We start from the raw sequence: 18,331 nt of genomic DNA, 5'->3' as shown, positions 1-18,331 counted from the left end.
AAAATTTTTTATTTTCCCGGATTGAGCCGCTCGAGCAGCCAGTCATTCACCCAGCGGTCATTCAGCAGATAATTATTTTGCAGCGTCCGTTTCAGCAGAAAGCCGTTTTTTTCCAGAATTCGCCGGGAAGCCCAGTTTCCTTCCACCACCAGCGCCCGGAGTTTGAGAAAATCGGCGTCGAACAAACACGCACACAGCGCTTCCAGCGCTTCACTGCCAAACCCCTGACCACAGTGGCGATGCAGCAGCATATACCCCACCTCCGCCTGACGGGCGGGCTGCCATTCAGGCGTACAACCCAATAACCCGATGGCTTCCCCGCTGTCGCGCCGCCTGATGACCAGGCATAACATGTGAAAACTGCCGGGTTGCCAGGGTGCCAGACGCTGACGAAACCGCTCACGGATATCATCTTCATCGGGAATGTCACTTACCCAGCGCATAGTATCGCGATCTTCATGTACCGCACGAAACAGCTGCCAGTCTTCAGGCTGCAAAGAGGTTAACGTCAAACGCGAGGTAGTCAGATGCATACATCACTCCGGGCGATAACACGTAATAAAGTCACCGGGCCTGACCACAGTGGACCGGGCCGCACTGGCAGCGGAAAAACGTTCCTCTTAAATGAGCTCAACATTTCCTCTTTTTCAGCTTTTGAATAAATTGATCTAAAACATGAACTGCCCGGCTGGCTGTCAGGCACGCTGGCACAACATCATCACATTTTTTATCATAACCTTCTTTGACCTCGCTGAAGAGTCGCCTGTGACTTCACACTTTACTATGCTTCTGGCCGTCTTTGACCGTGCGGCGCTGATGCTGATTTGCCTGTTTTTTCTGACGCGAACCCCACCTTTTCGTCAGATCCTGCAGAAAGATGAGCATACGGCGCTGGAAAAAGCGGCCGTGATTGCCATTTTTTCACTGTTTGCACTTTTCAGTACCTGGTCAGGGGTCAATGTCGACGGTTCATTGCTCAACGTACGGGTGATCGCCGTGATGGCTGGCGGTATTTTGTTTGGTCCCTGGGTTGGCATTACCACCGGTGTGATTGCCGGTCTGCACCGCTTCCTGATAGATATTCATGGTGTGACGTCAGTGCCCTGCCTGATGACCAGCATCATCGCCGGCATTGTCGCCGGTGCCATTCATCGCCGGGTGCAGCGCGAACGGCGCTGGCTGGTAGGGATTCTGGGCGGCATGTTTTGCGAAAGTCTGACCATGCTGCTTATCGTGTTGTGGGCCACGCCCACCGCGCTCGGGCTGACCATTGTTTCTGAAATTGCCCTGCCGATGATTCTGGGCGCCGCCAGCATTGGCTTAATCGTGTTGCTGGTGCAGAGCGTGGAAGGTGAAAAAGAGGCTATTGCGGCACGTCAGGCAAAACTGGCGCTGGATATCGCTAACCAGACCCTGCCGCTGTTCCGTCAGGTCAACAGCGATTCCCTGCGCCGTGTCTGTGACATCATTCGACGGGAAATCAAGGCCGATGCCGTCGCGATGACCAACAAGCAGAAGATTTTGGCCTATGTTGGCTACGGTGAACACAATTACCAGCATGGTGACGACGGGATCAGCCCGACGACGGCGCAGGCGATGCACAGTGGGAAGATCATCATCAAAAACAATGACGAAGCCCACCGGACGAAAGATATTCACTCCATGATCGTCATCCCCTTGTGGGAAAAAGGCAAGGTGACCGGCACGCTGAAGATTTATTACCGTCGTGCGCACCGCATCACCGGCTCGCTGAAAGAGATGGCGGTAGGCCTGTCCCAGATTATTTCGACGCAGCTGGAAGTCTCGCGTACGGAGCAACTGCGCGAAATGGCCAATAAAGCGGAACTGCGTGCCCTGCAGAGCAAAATTAATCCGCATTTCCTGTTCAATGCGCTGAATGCCATTTCGTCATCTATCCGGCTCAATCCCGATACGGCGCGCCAGTTGGTCATCAACTTATCGCGCTATCTGCGCTACAACCTCGAACTGAATGACGATGAGCTTATCGATATCAAGAAAGAACTCTGGCAGGTAAAAGATTATATAGCGATTGAGCAGGCGCGCTTTGGCGATAAGTTAACCATGATTTATGACATTGACGAGGATTTGCATTTTTCCCTGCCCAGCCTGCTGATTCAGCCGTTGGTGGAGAATGCTATTGTTCATGGCATTCAGCCCTGTAAAGGTAAAGGTGTGGTGACGTTAAGTGTGCGAGACCTGGGCGACCGCGTGCGCATCGCCGTGCGTGATACCGGTAAAGGGATCAGTGACGAGGTGATTGATCGTGTGGCTCGCAACGAAATGCCCGGCAATAAAATTGGCCTGTTAAATGTCCATCACCGGGTGAAGTTACTCTCGGGCGAAGGGCTGCACATTGCGCGTCATCAGCCCGGCACCGAAATCGCGTTTACCCTGAGCAAAACCGGGCAGTTACTGGTGGGGAACCTTGCATGAAAGCCATCATCGTCGAGGACGAATTTCTGGCCCAGCAAGAGCTGAGCTGGATGATTCAGCAACACAGTAAGATTGAGATAGCGGCCTGCTTTGATGACGGTCTGGATGTCCTCAAATATCTGCAGCAGCATCGGGTTGATGTGATCTTTCTCGACATCAATATTCCCTCTCTGGATGGCATGTTACTGGCAAAGAGTATTCATCAGTTTGTTCATAAGCCCCTGATTGTGTTTATCACGGCCTGGAAAGAGCATGCCGTGGAAGCCTTTGAACTGGAAGCGTTTGACTATATTCTGAAACCGTATCATGAATCCCGTATCGTCACGATGCTGAACAAGCTGGAAGCCACCTGGCAGCAACAGCACGCGCCCACTCAGACGCCGATGGCGCAGAGCGTACTGACCGTGAATCTGACCAAAGATGAACGCATTATCGTGACCGACGTGAATGACATTTACTACGTTGAGGCGCACGAGAAGTTAACCTTCGTCTATACCCGCCGTGAAGCCTATGTGATGTCGATGACAATAACGGAATTCTGCTCACGCCTGCCCGAACACCTGTTCTTTCGCTGCCACCGGTCCTACTGCGTCAACCTCAACAAAATCCGGGAAATCGAACCCTGGTTTAACAATACCTATCTGCTGAAGTTGCGGGATATGGAAGTACAGGTACCGGTCAGCCGCAGCAAAGTAAAAGCGTTTCGGCTACTGATGCGGTTGTGAGAGGGAAAGGCGGCTCTGCCCTTGCGTCGGGCAGGACAGAGCCTGCAAACTAGAGAATACGGCCCAGCGTCTGGCGCAGGTGCGCACCGGCACCCAACAGCCCGGGTTGGTCATGCGTGATCATATAAACCGGGATATCGGCAACATAGTCACGGAAGCGCCCTTTGTCTTCAAAAGCGGCACGAAAACCCGAGGCTTTGAAGAACTCCAGGAAACGCGGCACGATCCCGCCCGCGATGTAAACGCCACCGAAGGTCCCGAGGTTCAGCGCCAGATTACCGCCAAAACGGCCCATGATGACGCAGAACAGCGATAAGGCACGACGGCAGTCGGTGCAGCTGTCCGCCAGGGCGCGCTCACTGACTTCGCGTGGCTTCAGATTCTCCGGCTCACGGTTATCGACTTTTACAATCGCACGGTAGAGATTGACCAGACCAGCGCCTGACAACACACGTTCTGCTGAAACATGACCTAATTCTTCCCTTAAGACTTCCAGAATTTGATCTTCTTCTTCGCTGTTAGCGGCAAAATCAACATGTCCCCCTTCACCGGGTAAACTGACCCAGCGCTGGTCGACGTGTACCAGATGGCTGACGCCGAGGCCGGTTCCCGCACCGTAAATCGCGATCGGCTTATCCTTCACCGCCGATTTACCGCCAAACTGGATGACATGCTCTTCGCCGAGCATAGGAATCGCCATGGAGACGGCGGTGAAATCGTTAATAATTTCCAGGTGTTCAAAACCGATGTTCGCCTTCAACTTTTTAGTCGAGAAGGCCCAGTCGTGGTTGGTCATTTCAACCCAGTCATCGGTAATCGGGCAGGCAATGGCGATACAGCCGTCTTTAATATCCTGCTTTTGTTCATCAAGATAATGGCGGATGACGGCTTCGAGGCTGTCGTAGTCTGATGTTGCGAATGTTTTGGTCTGGGAGATGCTGCCGCTTTCCACCTCACACAAAGCGAGGCGGGCATTGGTGCCGCCGACATCGCCGACCAAGGCATAAGTTGTCATTCTTCTGGTGCTCCGCTTGGGGGTCTTAAAGAGTTGGAGGACACTATAAAATCCTGCAGATAAAACAACAACGCCCACCGAAGCTTGAGGTGAGCGTCTGACTCGTGTGTGCAACAGCCTAACCGCGTTAGTCTGGCCTGCACAGAGGCAACTTTCCGAATCTCATCCGCCGTTGCGCTGGCTCAGACAGGCTGAGACTTTACGTAACAGGGGCGGCAGGTCATCTTTTTGCATCACGACTTCAATAAACGACAGTCTGTGTTGTTGTGTCAGTTGCGCCATCAGTGCGGTCAGTTGCACGGTTTCACTGATGCGCCAGCTTTGTGCCTGACAGTGTAAACTGAATGCCTGCGGCAGCGCTGTCCAGTTCCACTGGGCAATATCATTATAACGCTGGTCTGCGCCATGAATGGCCCGCTCCACAGTATAGCCTTCATTATTGAGCAGAAAAATGATTGGATGCTGATCATCCCGCAGCATCGAGCCGAGTTCCTGAATGGTCAACTGTGCCGAACCATCGCCAATGATCAGGATGACGCGCTGTGACGGGCGTGCCGTCTGGGCACCAAACGCGGCTGGCAGAGTATAACCGATGGATCCCCATAACGGCTGTACCAGCAGCTGCGCCCCGGCAGGCAGGCGCAGCGCCGCCGCGCCAAACGCCGCGGTGCCTTGATCCGCCAGAATAATATCGCCGGGCTGGATAAAAGACTGCATGGCCTGCCAAAAGGCAGACTGGCTGATGATAGTCGCGTCAGGGACAGGCGCCGCCGGTTTCACTGGCCCGGCGGACTGCCAGCCTGCGCCATAGCGTTCGAACAACGGCAGTAATGTCTGCAACGCATCGGCCATCGACAACGGGGCAAACGTCTGTCCCGCGACGCTGGCGCTGTGTGGCTGCACGTCGATCAGCCGATCGGGGCGAAATTGCTGAGTGAATCCAGCGGTAATCGTATCCGTAAAGCGCACGCCGACGCAGAGCGTGACGTCTGCCTCTTCAATTTGCTGGCGTACCGGGCCTTCACTGCCCTCACCTGCGTAAGTGCCCACAAACCCCGGCTGCTGCTCATCCAGCACGCCTTTGCCCATCAGCAGTGTGGCGCACGGAAAAGCACGCCCGGCACGTAACGCAGCCAGCGCCGGTTGCTGTTGCCAGCGCTGCGCCAGGAAATCGGCCAGGAGTGAGACGCGTTGCGCCGGTGCCAGTAACCGCTCGGCGGCCTGGCGAAACGCGCTGCGCAGGGATTCAGGTGACGAAGCCGACGATACCAGGGGATGAACGGGCGCAGCGGTTTCGGCCTGGGCAACATCGACAGGCAACAGCAGATAGCCCGGACGATGTTGCTGGATAACGCTGCTCAAAACCCGGTCAATTTCGGCGGTGGCATTCTCAGCGGTCAGTTGCGCGGTGGCGACGTTAACCTCTTTTGCCATGCGGATGAAATGGCCAAAATCGCCATCCCCTAAGGTGTGGTGCACGCAGTCTCCCTGCTGCATCGCCTGGCTCGACGGCGCGCCCACGATATGAATCACGGGCACGTACTCTGCGAAGCTGCCTGCCAGACCGTTGATTGCGCTGAGCTCCCCTACGCCAAAGGTGGTGAGCAACGCCGCCATACCCGAACAGCGTCCATAGCCATCCGCAGCGTAAGCGGCATTCAGCTCATTGGCACATCCCACCCAACTTATTGTCGGATGCGCAATCACCCGATCCAGAAACTGCAGATTAAAGTCACCCGGTACGCCGAACAGATGTCGAATACCGCACGCCTGCAAACGCGCCAACAGATAATCACCAACCGTATAAGAGGACATAGCGAATTCCTTTAGGGGAGTGTTTTGATAAGTATCTGACATGGCGTTAATTTAGCGAACAGTGCCTGTCATTTCGCCAACGGATTACATGGCAAGCAAGCGTTACGACCGTGGATTATTCGGCAGATATGCGATCTGACACGGATTAATCCTGAGTGTAACCGTATACACTCCCACTGTTTTGGCACATTTAATCGTTTTCACTCAGGACTTTTCTATGACAGCTTTTCCTCGCCCCGACAGGTATCAGCATATGCAATGGCGTCGAAGTGGACGCAGTGGACTGAAGCTTCCTGCGATTTCACTGGGCCTGTGGCATAACTTTGGTGACAGCACCCAATTAGCAACCAGCCGGCAGTTGCTGCGCCATGCGTTTGACTGCGGCATCACCCATTTTGACCTGGCGAATAACTACGGTCCGCCGCCCGGTTCCGCAGAAAGCAATTTTGGTCGCATTATGCGCGACGATTTTCAGGCGCATCGCGACGAGCTGATTATTTCGACCAAGGCCGGTTATACCATGTGGGAAGGCCCTTACGGCGACTGGGGTTCGCGCAAGTATCTGGTCGCGAGTCTGGACCAGAGCCTGCGTCGAATGGGCCTGGATTACGTTGACATCTTTTACCATCACCGTCCCGATCCGGAAACGCCGCTGGAAGAAACCATGCGGGCGCTGGATCACGTTGTCCGTCAGGGCAAGGCGCTGTATGCCGCCATTTCCAACTATCCGGCAGAGCGGGCTGCTGAAGCGATGACGATTCTGCGCGATCTGGGGACACCCTGCCTGATTCATCAGCCCCGCTACTCCCTGTTTGAACGCACACCGGAACAGGGCTTATTGCAGACGCTGGATGAGCATGGCACAGGCTGTATCGCATTTTCGCCCCTCGCGGGTGGTGTGCTGACCGATCGCTATCTGAAGGGTATTCCCTCCGATTCCCGCGTCGCCAGCGGCAGTAAGTTCCTGAATGAAAATCAGCTGACGGAAGAGAAAATGGCCAGGGTGCGTAAGCTGAACGATCTGGCAGAACAGCGTGGGCAGAAACTGGCGCAAATGGCGTTAACGTGGGTGCTGCGCGATCCGCGCATTACCTCCGTGCTGATCGGGGCCAGTAAAACGGCACAAATTGATGACGCGGTGCAGATGCTGACCCAGTCACCGCTCTCGACAGACGAACTCGCCGCCATTGAGGCGATACTGGCCTGATACGGTTTGCCCGCGCACGCGGGCGGCTGTGCCAGAAAACTCTCAAAGCCCTGTTTTTCGCGTATTTTCAGACAACATGTGCAGGCTTCTTTGTGCAATACCGTCAGAATGACGTGACAGCAGTAATCATAAGCTGCTGCAGGAGAAGATAATGATACGTGGAGTATGCTTTGCTGCTTTCATAGCAGTGTTAACGCCGCTGGCGATGCACACAGCACAAGCCTCGGGAAATGAGATACGCCTGGCTCCAGGCGTCACGCTGCATCTGGGCGACAGGGACCGCCGGGGTTATTACTGGGATGGCGACCGCTGGCGTGAACCGCGCTGGTTTAACGATCGCTACGCTTATAAGGAAAGACGCTGGTGGCGGCATGATGCCTGGCGACGTCATCAGGAAGCGGAACGGGAACGTCGCTGGCACGCGCGTGAACGGCAACGCCAGTGGGAACATGAACGACGCCACTGGCGTCATGCGCACCCTGAGCCGCATCGCTACCGCTAACCGTCCTCTGCCGGCCTGCGTGCCGGCAGACAACCTGCGGTTACTCCTCGCGGCTTTTCACCCGGGCGAGCGCAAAGCCATCCCAGCCTTTTTCGCCCACGGTCTGAATCGCGGTCGCCTCCAGTCGGGGATCGCTGGCCAGCAGCCGCAGACACTCACGTACGCCCTGTACGTTGCCGTCGGTAGAACCGGCATCAATCACGGCACCGCCGCGAACAATGTTATCGACGATAATGAGACTGCCGGGCCGGGAGAGCCGAATGGCCCAGCGAAGATAGCCGGGATTATTTTTTTTGTCCGCATCAATAAAAATGAGATCAAAGGGAGCCTGCAGATGCGGCAGGACATCCAGCGCCGCCCCCACATGCAGTCTAACCCGTTCGGACAGGCCAGCCTGATGAATATTTTCGCGGGCAACCTGCGCATGGCGGGGATCGGCTTCTATCGTGGTGATGGTTCCCCCCTCGCCCAGCGCCTGCGCCATCCAGATCGTGCTGTAGCCGCCGAGTGTGCCGATTTCGAGCACACGTGAGGCATTCTGAATGCTGATTAACAGCGCCAGCATTTTACCTTGCATCGCCGAAACATCATGAGCTAGCAGCCCGGCCTGACTGTTTGCCTGGAGGGCCGCGCTGAGGTGGTTATCGGGCGGCGCTAACAACTGTGAAAAATAATCGTCAACGGCGGCCCATTTCACATGGTCGTCTGAAGGGTAATCTGGCGTGCGCATGATGTCACTCCTGACTCGGGAAGAGAGTGACATTATAAACTGTGGCATTCAGCGCTTAAAGCCGTGCCCGATCGCTGCCGGGTAAGGCTACATGCCCATGGCCTGTCCGGCGAGCAGGTAAATATTCAGGCTGACCACCAGCACCACAATGATTCGACCGGTGTTCTGCATCAGACGACTGTTTACCAGGGCTTCGCCCATCAGCTCACGGTTCCCCGTAAAGACCAGCAAAGGGATCAGCGCCAGTGCAATACCAAAGCTCAGCAAGACCTGGCTCATCACCAGCACACGCGTGGGATCCCAGCCCGCCCAGATCACGATAAATGACGGCACCATGGTGACGGCACGACGGACCCAGAGAGGGATATGGAAATTGATAAAGCCCTGCATTACCACCTGGCCCGCCAGCGTACCCACCACGGTGGAGGATAACCCCGCCGCGACCAGGCTCAGGCCGAATACCGTCGCGGCAGCATGACCGAGCAAGGGCTGCAAGGTGGTGTAAGCCTGATCGAGTTCCGCAATACCGCTGTGGCCGCTAAAGTGAAAAGCCGCAGCGGCCGTGGCCATCATCGCCAGATTAACAAAACCGGCAATGGTCATCGCGATCGCCACATCCAGCTTAGTGGAAGAGTAACGTTGCGCCTGGCTGTCGCGGCTTTTTCCCTGCGTTAAGGCAGAATGCAGGTAGATGACGTGCGGCATAATGGTTGCACCCAGCACACCGGCCGCCAGGAAAACCGCATCGGCATTCGGCAGTGAAGGCAGCGCCATGCCCGTCACCAGTTCGCTGACTTTTGGCTGGGAAAAAAACAGTTCAACAATATAAGCGGCCGCAACAAACAGGAGTAATCCGCCGATCACCAGCTCCAGCGGCTTTTGCCCGCGGTTTTGCAGCATCAAAATCAGAACGGTGGCCACACCGGTAAGGACCGCGCCCTGCATCAGTGAGACGCCCAGCAGCAGTTTGAATCCCAGAGCCGCGCCAATAAACTCCGCCAGATCGGTCGCCATCGCGATGATCTCTGCCTGCACCCAGTAAAACCACACGGCCGGACGCGGGAACCGATCGCGAATGTGTTCCGCCAGATTCTTGCCCGTGGCAATACCGAGCTTTGCTGACATCAGCTGGATAAGCATGGCCATAATGTTGGCCCACACCACCACCCACAGCAACTGGTAGCCATACGCGGCACCGGCCTGAATATTGGTCGCGAAGTTGCCCGGATCGATATAGCCGATCGCGGCGATAAAGGCAGGCCCCAGTAAAGCGAGTTTGATTTTTCTGGCGCCACGCGCTGCGCGTTCTGCGGCACGGCTTTCTAGCATATCGGGTACCCTGTCTGAGTTAACCTGTGTAGCTTAAGGCGACACAGGTACAAGTGAAATTCGGTTTCGCTAATCGCTATGATAGATAATGCTATAAAGTATAGCCATTGCTATAAATCAGGGCTAAGAAAGCCCTGCTTATACAACGTATTTTAGTCACTCTACGTGTTGTGCAAATTACAGACAATAGATTTAAGTGAAATCCATGTGAATATTTTGGTTACAGGACGTGATCGCTGAGAGTTTTCTGAGAAATTTGGCGATAGTGAATACTTATATTGTGGATGAGATCTCGTTTTTCGGTAAGCCGTTACATAGAATACGCAGCAAAATACAATCCTCCTCAAATTTGGAGCAAACATGTCCCATATTTTGCAGTTTCTTTTAGCACTAGTGGTAGTCAGTGTGCTGGCCTTGCTGGTCAGCCACGACAGAAAAAGTATTCGGGTTCGCTACATTATTCAGCTTCTGGTTATCGAAATCATTCTGGCCTGGTTCTTCCTGAACTCAGAAGCCGGTCTGGGATTCGTCAAAGGCTTCGCCGGTTTCTTCGACCATCTTCTGAAATATGCGGCTCAGGGCACTAACTTTGTCTTTGGCAACATGAACGATAAAGGTCTGGCCTTCTTCTTCCTGAACGTCCTGTGTCCGATTGTGTTCATTTCGGCGCTGATCGGGATTCTTCAGCACTTCCGTATCCTGCCGTGGGTGATTCGCGGCATCGGTACCGTGCTGTCTAAGATCAACGGCATGGGTAAACTGGAATCGTTTAACGCCGTAAGCTCTCTGATTTTGGGACAGTCTGAGAACTTTATCGCGTATAAAGACATTCTGGGCAAAATGTCACAGCGTCGTATGTACACGATGGCGGCGACCGCGATGTCCACCGTGTCCATGTCGATTGTGGGTGCCTACATGACCATGCTGCAGCCTAAGTATGTGGTTGCTGCGCTGGTGCTGAACATGTTCAGTACCTTTATTGTACTGTCGCTGATCAACCCTTACCGCGTCGATAACGAAGAAGACCTGCAGTTGCAGGATCTGCACCAGGGTCAGAGCTTCTTTGAAATGCTGGGCGAATATATCCTGGCTGGTTTCCGTGTAGCCATCATCGTCGCAGCAATGCTGATTGGTTTTATCGCCCTGATTTCTGGCCTGAATGCGCTGTTTGACTTCATTTTCGGTATCACGTTCCAGGGCGTGCTGGGTTACGTCTTCTATCCTTTTGCCTGGGTGATGGGCGTGCCATCAGGCGAAGCGCTGCAGGTTGGCAGCATCATGGCAACGAAACTGGTTTCCAATGAGTTTGTGGCGATGATGGATCTGCAGAAAATCGCCAGCCAGCTGTCGCCAAATGCCGAAGGTATTCTGTCGGTTTTCCTGGTGTCTTTTGCTAACTTCTCGTCTATCGGCATCGTCGCGGGCGCGATTAAAGGCCTGAATGAAGAGCAAGGCAACGTCGTTTCGCGCTTCGGCCTGAAACTGCTGTATGGCTCAACGCTGGTCAGCGTGCTGTCCGCAGCCATTGCAGGCCTGGTACTGGCATTCTGATTCCGGGCTTACGCAACAGACAAGGCGAGCCAACTGGCTCGCCTTGTTGCTTTTAACCAGAGACGGTTTAACGCTTACGCTTTACCCTTCCTGAGTCACCCTGCTACTTTGCATTGACAGCAGCTTGCAGTCTGCCCCTTGCCACACAGTCCTCTCTCTTCTTAAAGGAGCGTTTATGGCGTTGGATGCCGAGGGTTACATCGCCGTTCCACCTGTGACCGCCTTTCAACCGGCGTTTCAGGCAATCGTTGACGATACTATTCATCAACTCCGTCTGACCGTCGGCGATGATCTTCACAGCCTGTGGCTCTATGGCAGCGTTGCGTTTGGCACAGCCGTCGAAGGGCAGTCTGATCTGGATGTCTGTCTTGTCTTTCGTCATCCGCTCGCGCCCGCTACGCGCGACAGCCTGGCGGCCGTAAAAGAGAGGCTTACGGCAAGGCATCCTGTCGTCAGTAAAATCGACGTTGATAAAGGCACGCTAAGTGAGGTGATGGATCCGAACAACCTTAATACATGGGGATACTGGCTAAAGCATCACTGCCGCTGCCTTTACGGTGAAGATTTATCGGTGCGTTTTAACCGGTTCAGACCCTCGAAAGCGCTGGCGAGGGCACTAAATGGTGATTTCACAGAGGTTTTAGACGAGTATATCGCGAAACTGTCCTGCGCCTTGCCCGGCCGCCAGCAGTGGCAACGCGCCGCCGCCAGAAAAGTCATTCGCTCAACGAATATGCTGCGTCAGGATAGCGACGCGGACTGGCCTGCAACGCTTGCCGAGCATGTATCGCGCTTTGTTCTGCGTTATCCCGACCAGGAAGCTGCCATCGCCTTCTTTCTCGCCGAAAGTTATCAGCCCGGCGCATCAGCCAGGGAATTTATCTCGCAGCTTGACGCGTTCAGGGGATGGCTGGTTCAGCAGTTGGAACAATCGTAACGAGAACGTACGAGGGAAATATGAAAAGCGCCCGATAAAACGAGAAGGCGACGCAGGCTCAACTCACCCGTCCGTGTGAGCCAGGCGGTGTTTTAAAATGAATAGTTAATTTACAGGTGAAACTGAGAGATTACACCACCATTGAAGTTACGGACTCTTATTAGACCTTGTTCTCAACAGCATTTATACAGAGTGTGGTCATCCACACTCATTTAGCGATTTATTTATATCTTTTTTTCACTATCCTAATTATAAAAAAAATCGCTATAGATAATATTAGAGGAATACCAAAAATAACCCATAACCCGGCCGGGTCAAATTCACCATCGGCCATCGCAACACCTGTTGCATTCAATATGTCATCAATGTAGTAGGACAGTTTCTCTGTAAACTGCCAAACGGGGCGGACAAAAAAGACAATGGCAAGGCAAGCCACGTATATCAAAATGAAAAGTAAAACAGAATTCCTGCGATTAGTTGATTTTGCAATTGTCATAATCTGTTCTCCCTTTAACAGTCACACGTCCATATGCTTTAACACCGGCTTTCACCTGCATCATTTCTGTCTTAAGTAATGCATTACGAAGAATGTTGAACTGTGGGATTTTATAGAATGTTATACATCCCCATGACTCCCCACTTCCATCCGGTCTCAAAGGATGCAGCCTGAAACCACCACGCTCAGAGCCATGTATATAGAGATGGTCACTCATAGTGGCGTCATTATAAAGACCAAACCACTCACTGTGATCGGTGCCGTTACGCCAGTCTTTAATTGCACTAAGGACACGGTTACTCATACTGCCTGTCGGGCGGGGAACAATCCAGTATGTGCCCGGAGGAAGCGCAGCTTTATTCTTATATGCGCATTCGGCAATGTTAGTCGTCGGGTTTTCGCCCGAGAAGACATCAAAGGTTCCTACACCATAACAAAGTAATTTAACAGTTCTACCGTCAGCACTTACCTTGCTGTAATCCATCTCGCATTCGATCATTCGTGCCCCCTACCTTTCGATGAAAAAATCATACTTAGATTGAATTTTCCAATCAAGCGAGTTTGGAGGGGAACCGAAACCCTCATTAAAATCCATAAGATAAAGACTAATATGGATTATGTTTATAATCCTCTTTGAATCACATTATCTCACTCTCCCAGAAAGTAAAAACAAATTTAATCGCTGATTTGAGTTCGACGCGTTCAAAATCTCGTCCATCATGCGACTGTGGTTCACCCAAAATTAAATAAATGCCATTAGCTTCAGTGAATACACCGTCACCAAAAGGCGCACTAAAAAGTCCTTCGTTATGATCAGATGCAATCTGTTCAACGTGCCGTGCGATTGCATGCTGATGTAACTGAAAATGTTTTGATGCATTCGCCACAGCATGAACCACTTCATATAACATCTTATTTTTACCCTGCAAGCTATCACCTGGTTTTCCAAAACCATTGGATTTTGCGTAATCATAAACATGGTAGAGGACGATTGCTGCTATACGTCCTCGACGCATGTTCATCTCATCTGCATAAAACTCGTCCACAGTTGGCCGAACTGTTTGCTCAAAGTAATCAATCACGGGTCTGAGGTTCATACTTTCTCCTGAGTTGAATCCTTGCAGAATGAAAGGGCAGTCCCCCTTCCTTCAAACCCCAGTCCTTGAAGCAGTCACAAATATAGCGACGTGATCGGCTGTCCAGGGAGACACGTGTTCTCGTGCTACTGGTGCATCTGAGGCGTGAGCAAAGAGCTTAGGATTATGTTCTCGAAGCAAAACAGGGTAACGCATCGCGCCTGAATAATGCGGTCAGACGGTGCTGGAAGAGATGTTGAAGGCGGATGTGCGTCAATCTCGCTGACGTCTTTAATCGCTGCTGAGCCGAGTGGCAAAGTCAAAAGCTAAAGAGAGGCGATTTTCACATGACAGCACGAACAAGATTGGAAATAAGATGAGAAAAACCAGCACATTGCGTTCTGATGACTTATTGATTTGATGAACAAGCAGAAAGTTGGTGGAGATAAGCGGGATCGAACCGCTGACCTCTTGCATGCCATGCAAGCGCTCTCCCAGCTGAGCTATACCCCCACATCTGGAAATCGTTTTTTCAGTGCCAAACTTTTGGGAGAAGTTTGGTGGAGCTAAGCGGGATCGAACCGCTGACCTCTTGCATGCCATGCAAGCGCTCTCCCAGCTGAGCTATAGCCCCGAACCGAAAAAACCGTCGTGTTACGCGACGGACGGCATAATATGAAACCCCCCAGGGAGTGTCAACGGCAAAATCACATTCTGTGTTTGATCGCTGAAAAAGACGGCAAACTTAACGCGATGACGTCCGTTTGCGCAGAAAAAGAGCTTGTTAATATGATGTAAGGTGTCTGGTCGGGGTTAAACCTTTTTGATCGGCGTTAAGTTAATGCATCGTTAAATATGTTATAGGAATTATCTTGTCTTCCCTGTAATGTCGTGTAAAACTTAGCCCGCTATTTAATACGGCTGCATGGTTTTCTCCAGCGCACCGTTCTTCAACCAGGCGTTTTCGCTCCACCACTAAAATCAATAGAGAATATATGTCGCTGCATACACCTAAAGAGATCGCCCAACTGGCGATTCAGGCAGGGGTGGCCAAAAGCCATGCCTCCATTAGCTCCCTTATCATTCTTGGTTTCATGGCCGGTGCCTTTATTGCTACAGGGTTCCTGCTGGATGTTCACGTCATTAACTCTTTACCCGCAGACTGGGGGTCATTTGGTGGCTTTTTAGGGGCTGCCGTGTTCCCGGTGGGATTGATCCTGACCATTCTGGCCGGGGGCGAGCTGCTAACGGGTAACATGATGACGCTGCCCATTGCCTGGTTTGCCCGCCGTGTTAGCGGTTACAGCGTATTACGTAACTGGTTCTGGGTAACGATTGCGAACTTCCTCGGCAGCATCGCGATTGCCTGGTTCTTTGGTCACATGCTGGCCATGACCGAAGGTGATTACCTGAAAAAAACGCTGGCGATTGCGAATGCGAAGGTGCATGCCGATTTCCTGCATGCCTTTATCTCCGGCATTGGCTGTAACTGGCTGGTGTGCCTGGCCGTCTGGCTGGCATTCGCCAGTAAAGATGTCGTCGGTAAAATTTTTGGCATGTGGTTCCCGGTGATGGCGTTCGTGGCGATTGGTTTCCAGCACGTTGTCGCCAACATGTTCATTATTCCTGCGGCGATTTTCGCCGGTCAGATGACCTGGGCTGAATACTTCCCGAATTTTGTGGCGGTATTTTTAGGTAATGCTGTAGGCGGTGCCGTCTTCGTGGGTCTGGCTTACTTCCTGGCGTTCCGCCCCGCTGCCGAACAGGCACACACTGCGCAATAATTCCTTATTGCCTTTTGTTGAGAGACAAAAGGCAATTTCGTTTTCCGTTACTTTCACCCGTTACGATTTCCTGTAATATGTATAGCTAATGTATTGAACAGGGACAGCATCGTGAAAAAGGAATGGCTTACTCCGGAAGAACTGGCAATCGAAACGGGCTACAGTCGGCAGACGGTGAACAAATGGATCAAACGCGAGAACTGGACGACGACGCCAAAACCCGGCGTTCAGGGCGGAAAAGCGAGACTGATCCATATTGATGAGCGCGTAAAAAGCTTTATTCAGTCGACACGTAATCTCAATGAACCTACAGGCAATTATACTCCTCCACCTAATTCATTACCTGCGTTATTAATAAGTTCTGTCCAGCAAATGAGCCAGAATGAACAGGATCAACTTATGGCCCTGATTTTGCGGGAAGGGATAAAAGGTGTGCTTGAGCGTCTGGGCATTCGTGAAGAATAAGAAAACCGGAAGCGCGAGGCTTCCGGTTTTTTTGCGCCGCTGACAATCACGTCCCGCGGCTCAGACTTTAGTCGGGTGTTGTCAGTAAGTGTCCTGATAACATCACCGCCAGCCGTCAAAAAGAAAGATTATTCGCTCTGCGCTTCGCGCTCAGCAATAAAGGCCAGCGCTTTCTCAATACGCTCAACGCTACGGCTGCGGCCAATCGCTTCGACCGTCACATCCAGTCCCGGTGACTGCCCTGCTCCGGTAACGGCTACACGCAATGGCATACCGACTTTACCCATACCGACGCCTAACTCATCGGCAGCCTGCTGGATAGCGGCATGCACCGTTTCGGCATTCCAGTCAGTTAATGCAGCCAGTTTATCGCGAACCACTTCCAGTGGCTGGCGGGCGACCGGACGTAAATGCTTTTTCGCGGCATCCGCATCGAACTCTGTGAAGTCCTGGTAGAAATAGTGACAGGATGCCGCCATCTCTTTCAGCGTTTTGCAACGTTCCCCCAACAGCGTAACCAGTTTCGCCAGCTCCGGGCCGGTACGCGTATCAATGTTTTGCTGCTCGATGTGCCATTGCAGATGCGTGGCAACGTACTCCGGTGGCAGCGCATTAATATAATGATGATTTAACCACTGCAGTTTTTCCGTATTAAAGGCGCTGGCAGATTTGCTCACCGCGTCCAGGCTAAACAGCTCTGTCATTTCTTTAACGGAGAACACTTCCTGATCGCCATGGGACCAGCCCAGACGCACCAGATAGTTGAGCAGCGCTTCCGGCAGGTAACCATCATCACGGTACTGCATAACACCGACTGCACCATGGCGCTTAGACAGTTTTTTACCGTCATCGCCCAGGATCATGGAAACATGCGCATAAACCGGTACCTGAGCCCCGATGGCTTTCAGAATGTTGATCTGACGTGGTGTGTTATTGATATGGTCTTCACCGCGCACAACATGCGTAATGCCCATATCCCAGTCATCAACCACGACACAGAAGTTGTAGGTTGGCGAGCCGTCGGTACGGCGAATAATCAGATCGTCCAGTTCCTGATTACTGAATTCAATCGGGCCACGAATCTGGTCATCAAAAATGACCGAGCCTTCCTGCGGGTTACGGAAGCGCACCACATGAGGTTCGTCTGCGGCATGGTGCTCGTGGCTGTCGCGGCAACGGCCGTCGTAACGCGGTTTTTCACCGTTCGCCATTTGGGTTTCACGCAGCGTTTCGAGACGCTCTTTAGAGCAGTAGCATTTATAAGCCGTGCCTGCTTCCAGCATTTCATCAATGACGGCGTTGTAGCGATCAAAGCGTTTGGTCTGATAATACGGGCCTTCATCCCAGTCCAGACTCAGCCAGTTCATACCGTCCATAATGGCTTCAATGGCTTCCGGTGTTGAACGCTCCAGATCGGTATCTTCGATGCGCAGCACAAACTCGCCCTGATGATGACGAGCAAAGAGCCATGAATAGAGTGCGGTACGAGCACCGCCTACATGTAAAAAGCCAGTAGGGCTTGGCGCGAAGCGAGTTTTGATTTTCATTCAGTATTGCCTTAAATGCGCGGGTTCTTGTCTGGATGACAAAAAACAGGTTAGACGCGAAAACAGTGCGCACATTCTAGCACCTGATGATGAATCCTCAATGCATGCAACGTAGCAGAGCGGCAGCAAAGCCCGCATTTCTGCTAAGAAAACCAGCATATTGGATAAAATCCCTGCGAGATGTTTAAAATTAAACCGAACGCACAATTAAGTTTTAAAAAGCGTTGACTCAAAATCAACTATCCCTATAATGCGACTCCACACAGCGGGGGTGATTAGCTCAGTTGGTAGAGCATCTCCCTTACAAGGAGGGGGTCGGCGGTTCGAACCCGTCATCACCCACCACTCTTAAGAATGTTTAAGATGGCCCGCAGTGACAAGAGATAAGATATGGGTGATTAGCTCAGTTGGTAGAGCATCTCCCTTACAAGGAGGGGGTCGGCGGTTCGAACCCGTCATCACCCACCATATCTTAGTCAGATGACACTCTTGTGAAGCAGTACCGAAGTGGGTGATTAGCTCAGTTGGTAGAGCATCTCCCTTACAAGGAGGGGGTCGGCGGTTCGAACCCGTCATCACCCACCACTTCGGGTCGTTAGCTCAGTTGGTAGAGCAGTTGACTTTTAATCAATTGGTCGCAGGTTCGAATCCTGCACGACCCACCAAATTCAGAAAAAAGCGCCTTCAGGCGCTTTTTT

General features: G+C 52.5%; 16 protein-coding genes, 6 tRNA genes and 1 pseudogene. 12 read left to right on the top strand and 11 right to left on the bottom strand.

Annotated features, from left to right (window positions below; translation table 11 throughout):
- Positions 1-8: 8 nt before the first annotated feature.
- Positions 9-533 carry a GNAT family N-acetyltransferase gene (locus RAC60_RS18170; protein ID WP_039339839.1) on the bottom strand — a complete coding sequence of 175 codons (525 nt, stop codon included), beginning with the start codon at positions 531-533 and terminating at the stop codon, positions 9-11.
- Positions 534-783: 250 nt separating this feature from the next.
- Here RAC60_RS18170 and RAC60_RS18165 point away from each other — a divergent pair, with 250 nt between their 5' ends.
- A complete protein-coding gene (locus RAC60_RS18165; protein ID WP_039340149.1) occupies positions 784-2,454 on the top strand; it encodes a sensor histidine kinase in 1,671 nt (556 codons plus the stop codon).
- The gene (locus RAC60_RS18160) at positions 2,451-3,179 is read left to right on the top strand and encodes a LytR/AlgR family response regulator transcription factor (protein WP_375094110.1); all 729 of its coding nucleotides are present in this window, start codon (positions 2,451-2,453) and stop codon (positions 3,177-3,179) included. The genes RAC60_RS18165 and RAC60_RS18160 overlap by 4 nt, the downstream gene beginning before the upstream one ends.
- A 49-nt stretch (positions 3,180-3,228) precedes the next feature.
- Here RAC60_RS18160 and glk read toward each other — a convergent pair whose 3' ends face one another.
- Positions 3,229-4,194, bottom strand: coding sequence for a glucokinase (glk, locus tag RAC60_RS18155; RefSeq protein WP_039339845.1), 966 nt, complete (start codon positions 4,192-4,194; stop codon positions 3,229-3,231).
- A gap of 162 nt (positions 4,195-4,356) precedes the next feature.
- On the bottom strand, positions 4,357-6,009 hold the full coding sequence (locus RAC60_RS18150) for a thiamine pyrophosphate-binding protein (protein ID WP_375094109.1): 1,653 nt from the start codon (positions 6,007-6,009) through the stop codon (positions 4,357-4,359).
- Positions 6,010-6,226: 217 nt separating this feature from the next.
- Here RAC60_RS18150 and mgrA point away from each other — a divergent pair, with 217 nt between their 5' ends.
- Both mgrA and RAC60_RS18140 read left to right on the top strand, forming a co-directional pair.
- Positions 6,227-7,216, top strand: coding sequence for an L-glyceraldehyde 3-phosphate reductase (gene mgrA, locus RAC60_RS18145; RefSeq protein ID WP_205950617.1), 990 nt, complete (start codon positions 6,227-6,229; stop codon positions 7,214-7,216).
- A 151-nt stretch (positions 7,217-7,367) separates the two neighbouring features.
- Positions 7,368-7,718: a DUF2502 domain-containing protein gene (locus RAC60_RS18140; RefSeq protein ID WP_033740783.1), complete on the top strand. Its 351-nt coding sequence runs from the start codon at positions 7,368-7,370 to the stop codon at positions 7,716-7,718.
- Between the two features lie 40 nt (positions 7,719-7,758).
- Here the strand turns inward: RAC60_RS18140 and RAC60_RS18135 are convergent, their stop codons facing one another.
- Both RAC60_RS18135 and RAC60_RS18130 read right to left on the bottom strand, forming a co-directional pair.
- Positions 7,759-8,448, bottom strand: coding sequence for an O-methyltransferase (locus RAC60_RS18135; RefSeq protein ID WP_375094108.1), 690 nt, complete (start codon positions 8,446-8,448; stop codon positions 7,759-7,761).
- Between the two features lie 87 nt (positions 8,449-8,535).
- Positions 8,536-9,780: pseudogene (locus RAC60_RS18130) on the bottom strand (Nramp family divalent metal transporter); the annotation flags it as partial.
- Positions 9,781-10,137: 357 nt separating this feature from the next.
- Between RAC60_RS18130 and RAC60_RS18125 the strand changes: the two are divergent.
- Both RAC60_RS18125 and RAC60_RS18120 read left to right on the top strand, forming a co-directional pair.
- Entirely contained in the window at positions 10,138-11,328 is a 1,191-nt protein-coding gene (locus RAC60_RS18125) for a NupC/NupG family nucleoside CNT transporter (protein ID WP_006120376.1), read from the top strand.
- Between the two features lie 175 nt (positions 11,329-11,503).
- Positions 11,504-12,265, top strand: coding sequence for a nucleotidyltransferase domain-containing protein (locus RAC60_RS18120; RefSeq protein WP_283786059.1), 762 nt, complete (start codon positions 11,504-11,506; stop codon positions 12,263-12,265).
- 220 nt (positions 12,266-12,485) lie between these two features.
- Here RAC60_RS18120 and RAC60_RS18115 read toward each other — a convergent pair whose 3' ends face one another.
- From RAC60_RS18115 to RAC60_RS18095, 5 genes are all read right to left on the bottom strand, one after another.
- Positions 12,486-12,761, bottom strand: coding sequence for a hypothetical protein (locus RAC60_RS18115; RefSeq protein ID WP_054687335.1), 276 nt, complete (start codon positions 12,759-12,761; stop codon positions 12,486-12,488).
- Entirely contained in the window at positions 12,739-13,260 is a 522-nt protein-coding gene (locus tag RAC60_RS18110; RefSeq protein ID WP_283786058.1) for a DUF2778 domain-containing protein, read from the bottom strand. The genes RAC60_RS18115 and RAC60_RS18110 overlap by 23 nt, the downstream gene beginning before the upstream one ends.
- Positions 13,261-13,399: 139 nt before the next feature.
- Positions 13,400-13,858 carry a hypothetical protein gene (locus RAC60_RS18105; protein WP_283786057.1) on the bottom strand — a complete coding sequence of 153 codons (459 nt, stop codon included), beginning with the start codon at positions 13,856-13,858 and terminating at the stop codon, positions 13,400-13,402.
- Positions 13,859-14,274: 416 nt separating this feature from the next.
- Positions 14,275-14,350: transfer RNA gene (locus RAC60_RS18100), tRNA-Ala, on the bottom strand.
- Positions 14,351-14,395: 45 nt separating this feature from the next.
- Positions 14,396-14,471, bottom strand: a tRNA-Ala gene (locus tag RAC60_RS18095).
- A gap of 361 nt (positions 14,472-14,832) precedes the next feature.
- Between RAC60_RS18095 and RAC60_RS18090 the strand changes: the two genes are divergently transcribed.
- Entirely contained in the window at positions 14,833-15,621 is a 789-nt protein-coding gene (locus tag RAC60_RS18090; protein ID WP_006120379.1) for a formate/nitrite transporter family protein, read from the top strand.
- A 111-nt stretch (positions 15,622-15,732) separates the two neighbouring features.
- Positions 15,733-16,086, top strand: a complete 354-nt coding sequence (locus RAC60_RS18085) for a YfeC-like transcriptional regulator (protein ID WP_033740792.1) — start codon at positions 15,733-15,735, stop codon at positions 16,084-16,086.
- Positions 16,087-16,214: 128 nt separating this feature from the next.
- Here the strand turns inward: RAC60_RS18085 and gltX are convergent, their stop codons facing one another.
- Positions 16,215-17,633: a glutamate--tRNA ligase gene (gene gltX / locus RAC60_RS18080; protein WP_033740793.1), complete on the bottom strand. Its 1,419-nt coding sequence runs from the start codon at positions 17,631-17,633 to the stop codon at positions 16,215-16,217.
- Between the two features lie 269 nt (positions 17,634-17,902).
- Here gltX and RAC60_RS18075 point away from each other — a divergent pair.
- The 4 genes from RAC60_RS18075 to RAC60_RS18060 all read left to right on the top strand — a co-directional run bounded on the left by RAC60_RS18075 (position 17,903) and on the right by RAC60_RS18060 (position 18,298).
- Positions 17,903-17,978 (top strand) — tRNA-Val (locus RAC60_RS18075).
- Between the two features lie 47 nt (positions 17,979-18,025).
- A tRNA-Val gene (locus tag RAC60_RS18070) sits at positions 18,026-18,101 on the top strand.
- A gap of 41 nt (positions 18,102-18,142) precedes the next feature.
- A tRNA-Val gene (locus RAC60_RS18065) sits at positions 18,143-18,218 on the top strand.
- A gap of 4 nt (positions 18,219-18,222) precedes the next feature.
- Positions 18,223-18,298, top strand: a tRNA-Lys gene (locus tag RAC60_RS18060).
- Positions 18,299-18,331 lie beyond the last annotated feature (33 nt).

Origin of the sequence: Pantoea sp. BR_17 (assembly GCF_041955125.1) — a bacterium.
In the GTDB taxonomy this organism is placed as follows: Bacteria; Pseudomonadota; Gammaproteobacteria; order Enterobacterales; family Enterobacteriaceae; genus Pantoea; species Pantoea stewartii.
The sequence above is the reverse complement of the archived record's forward strand: the minus strand, read 5'-3'. Positions and strand labels throughout refer to the sequence as shown.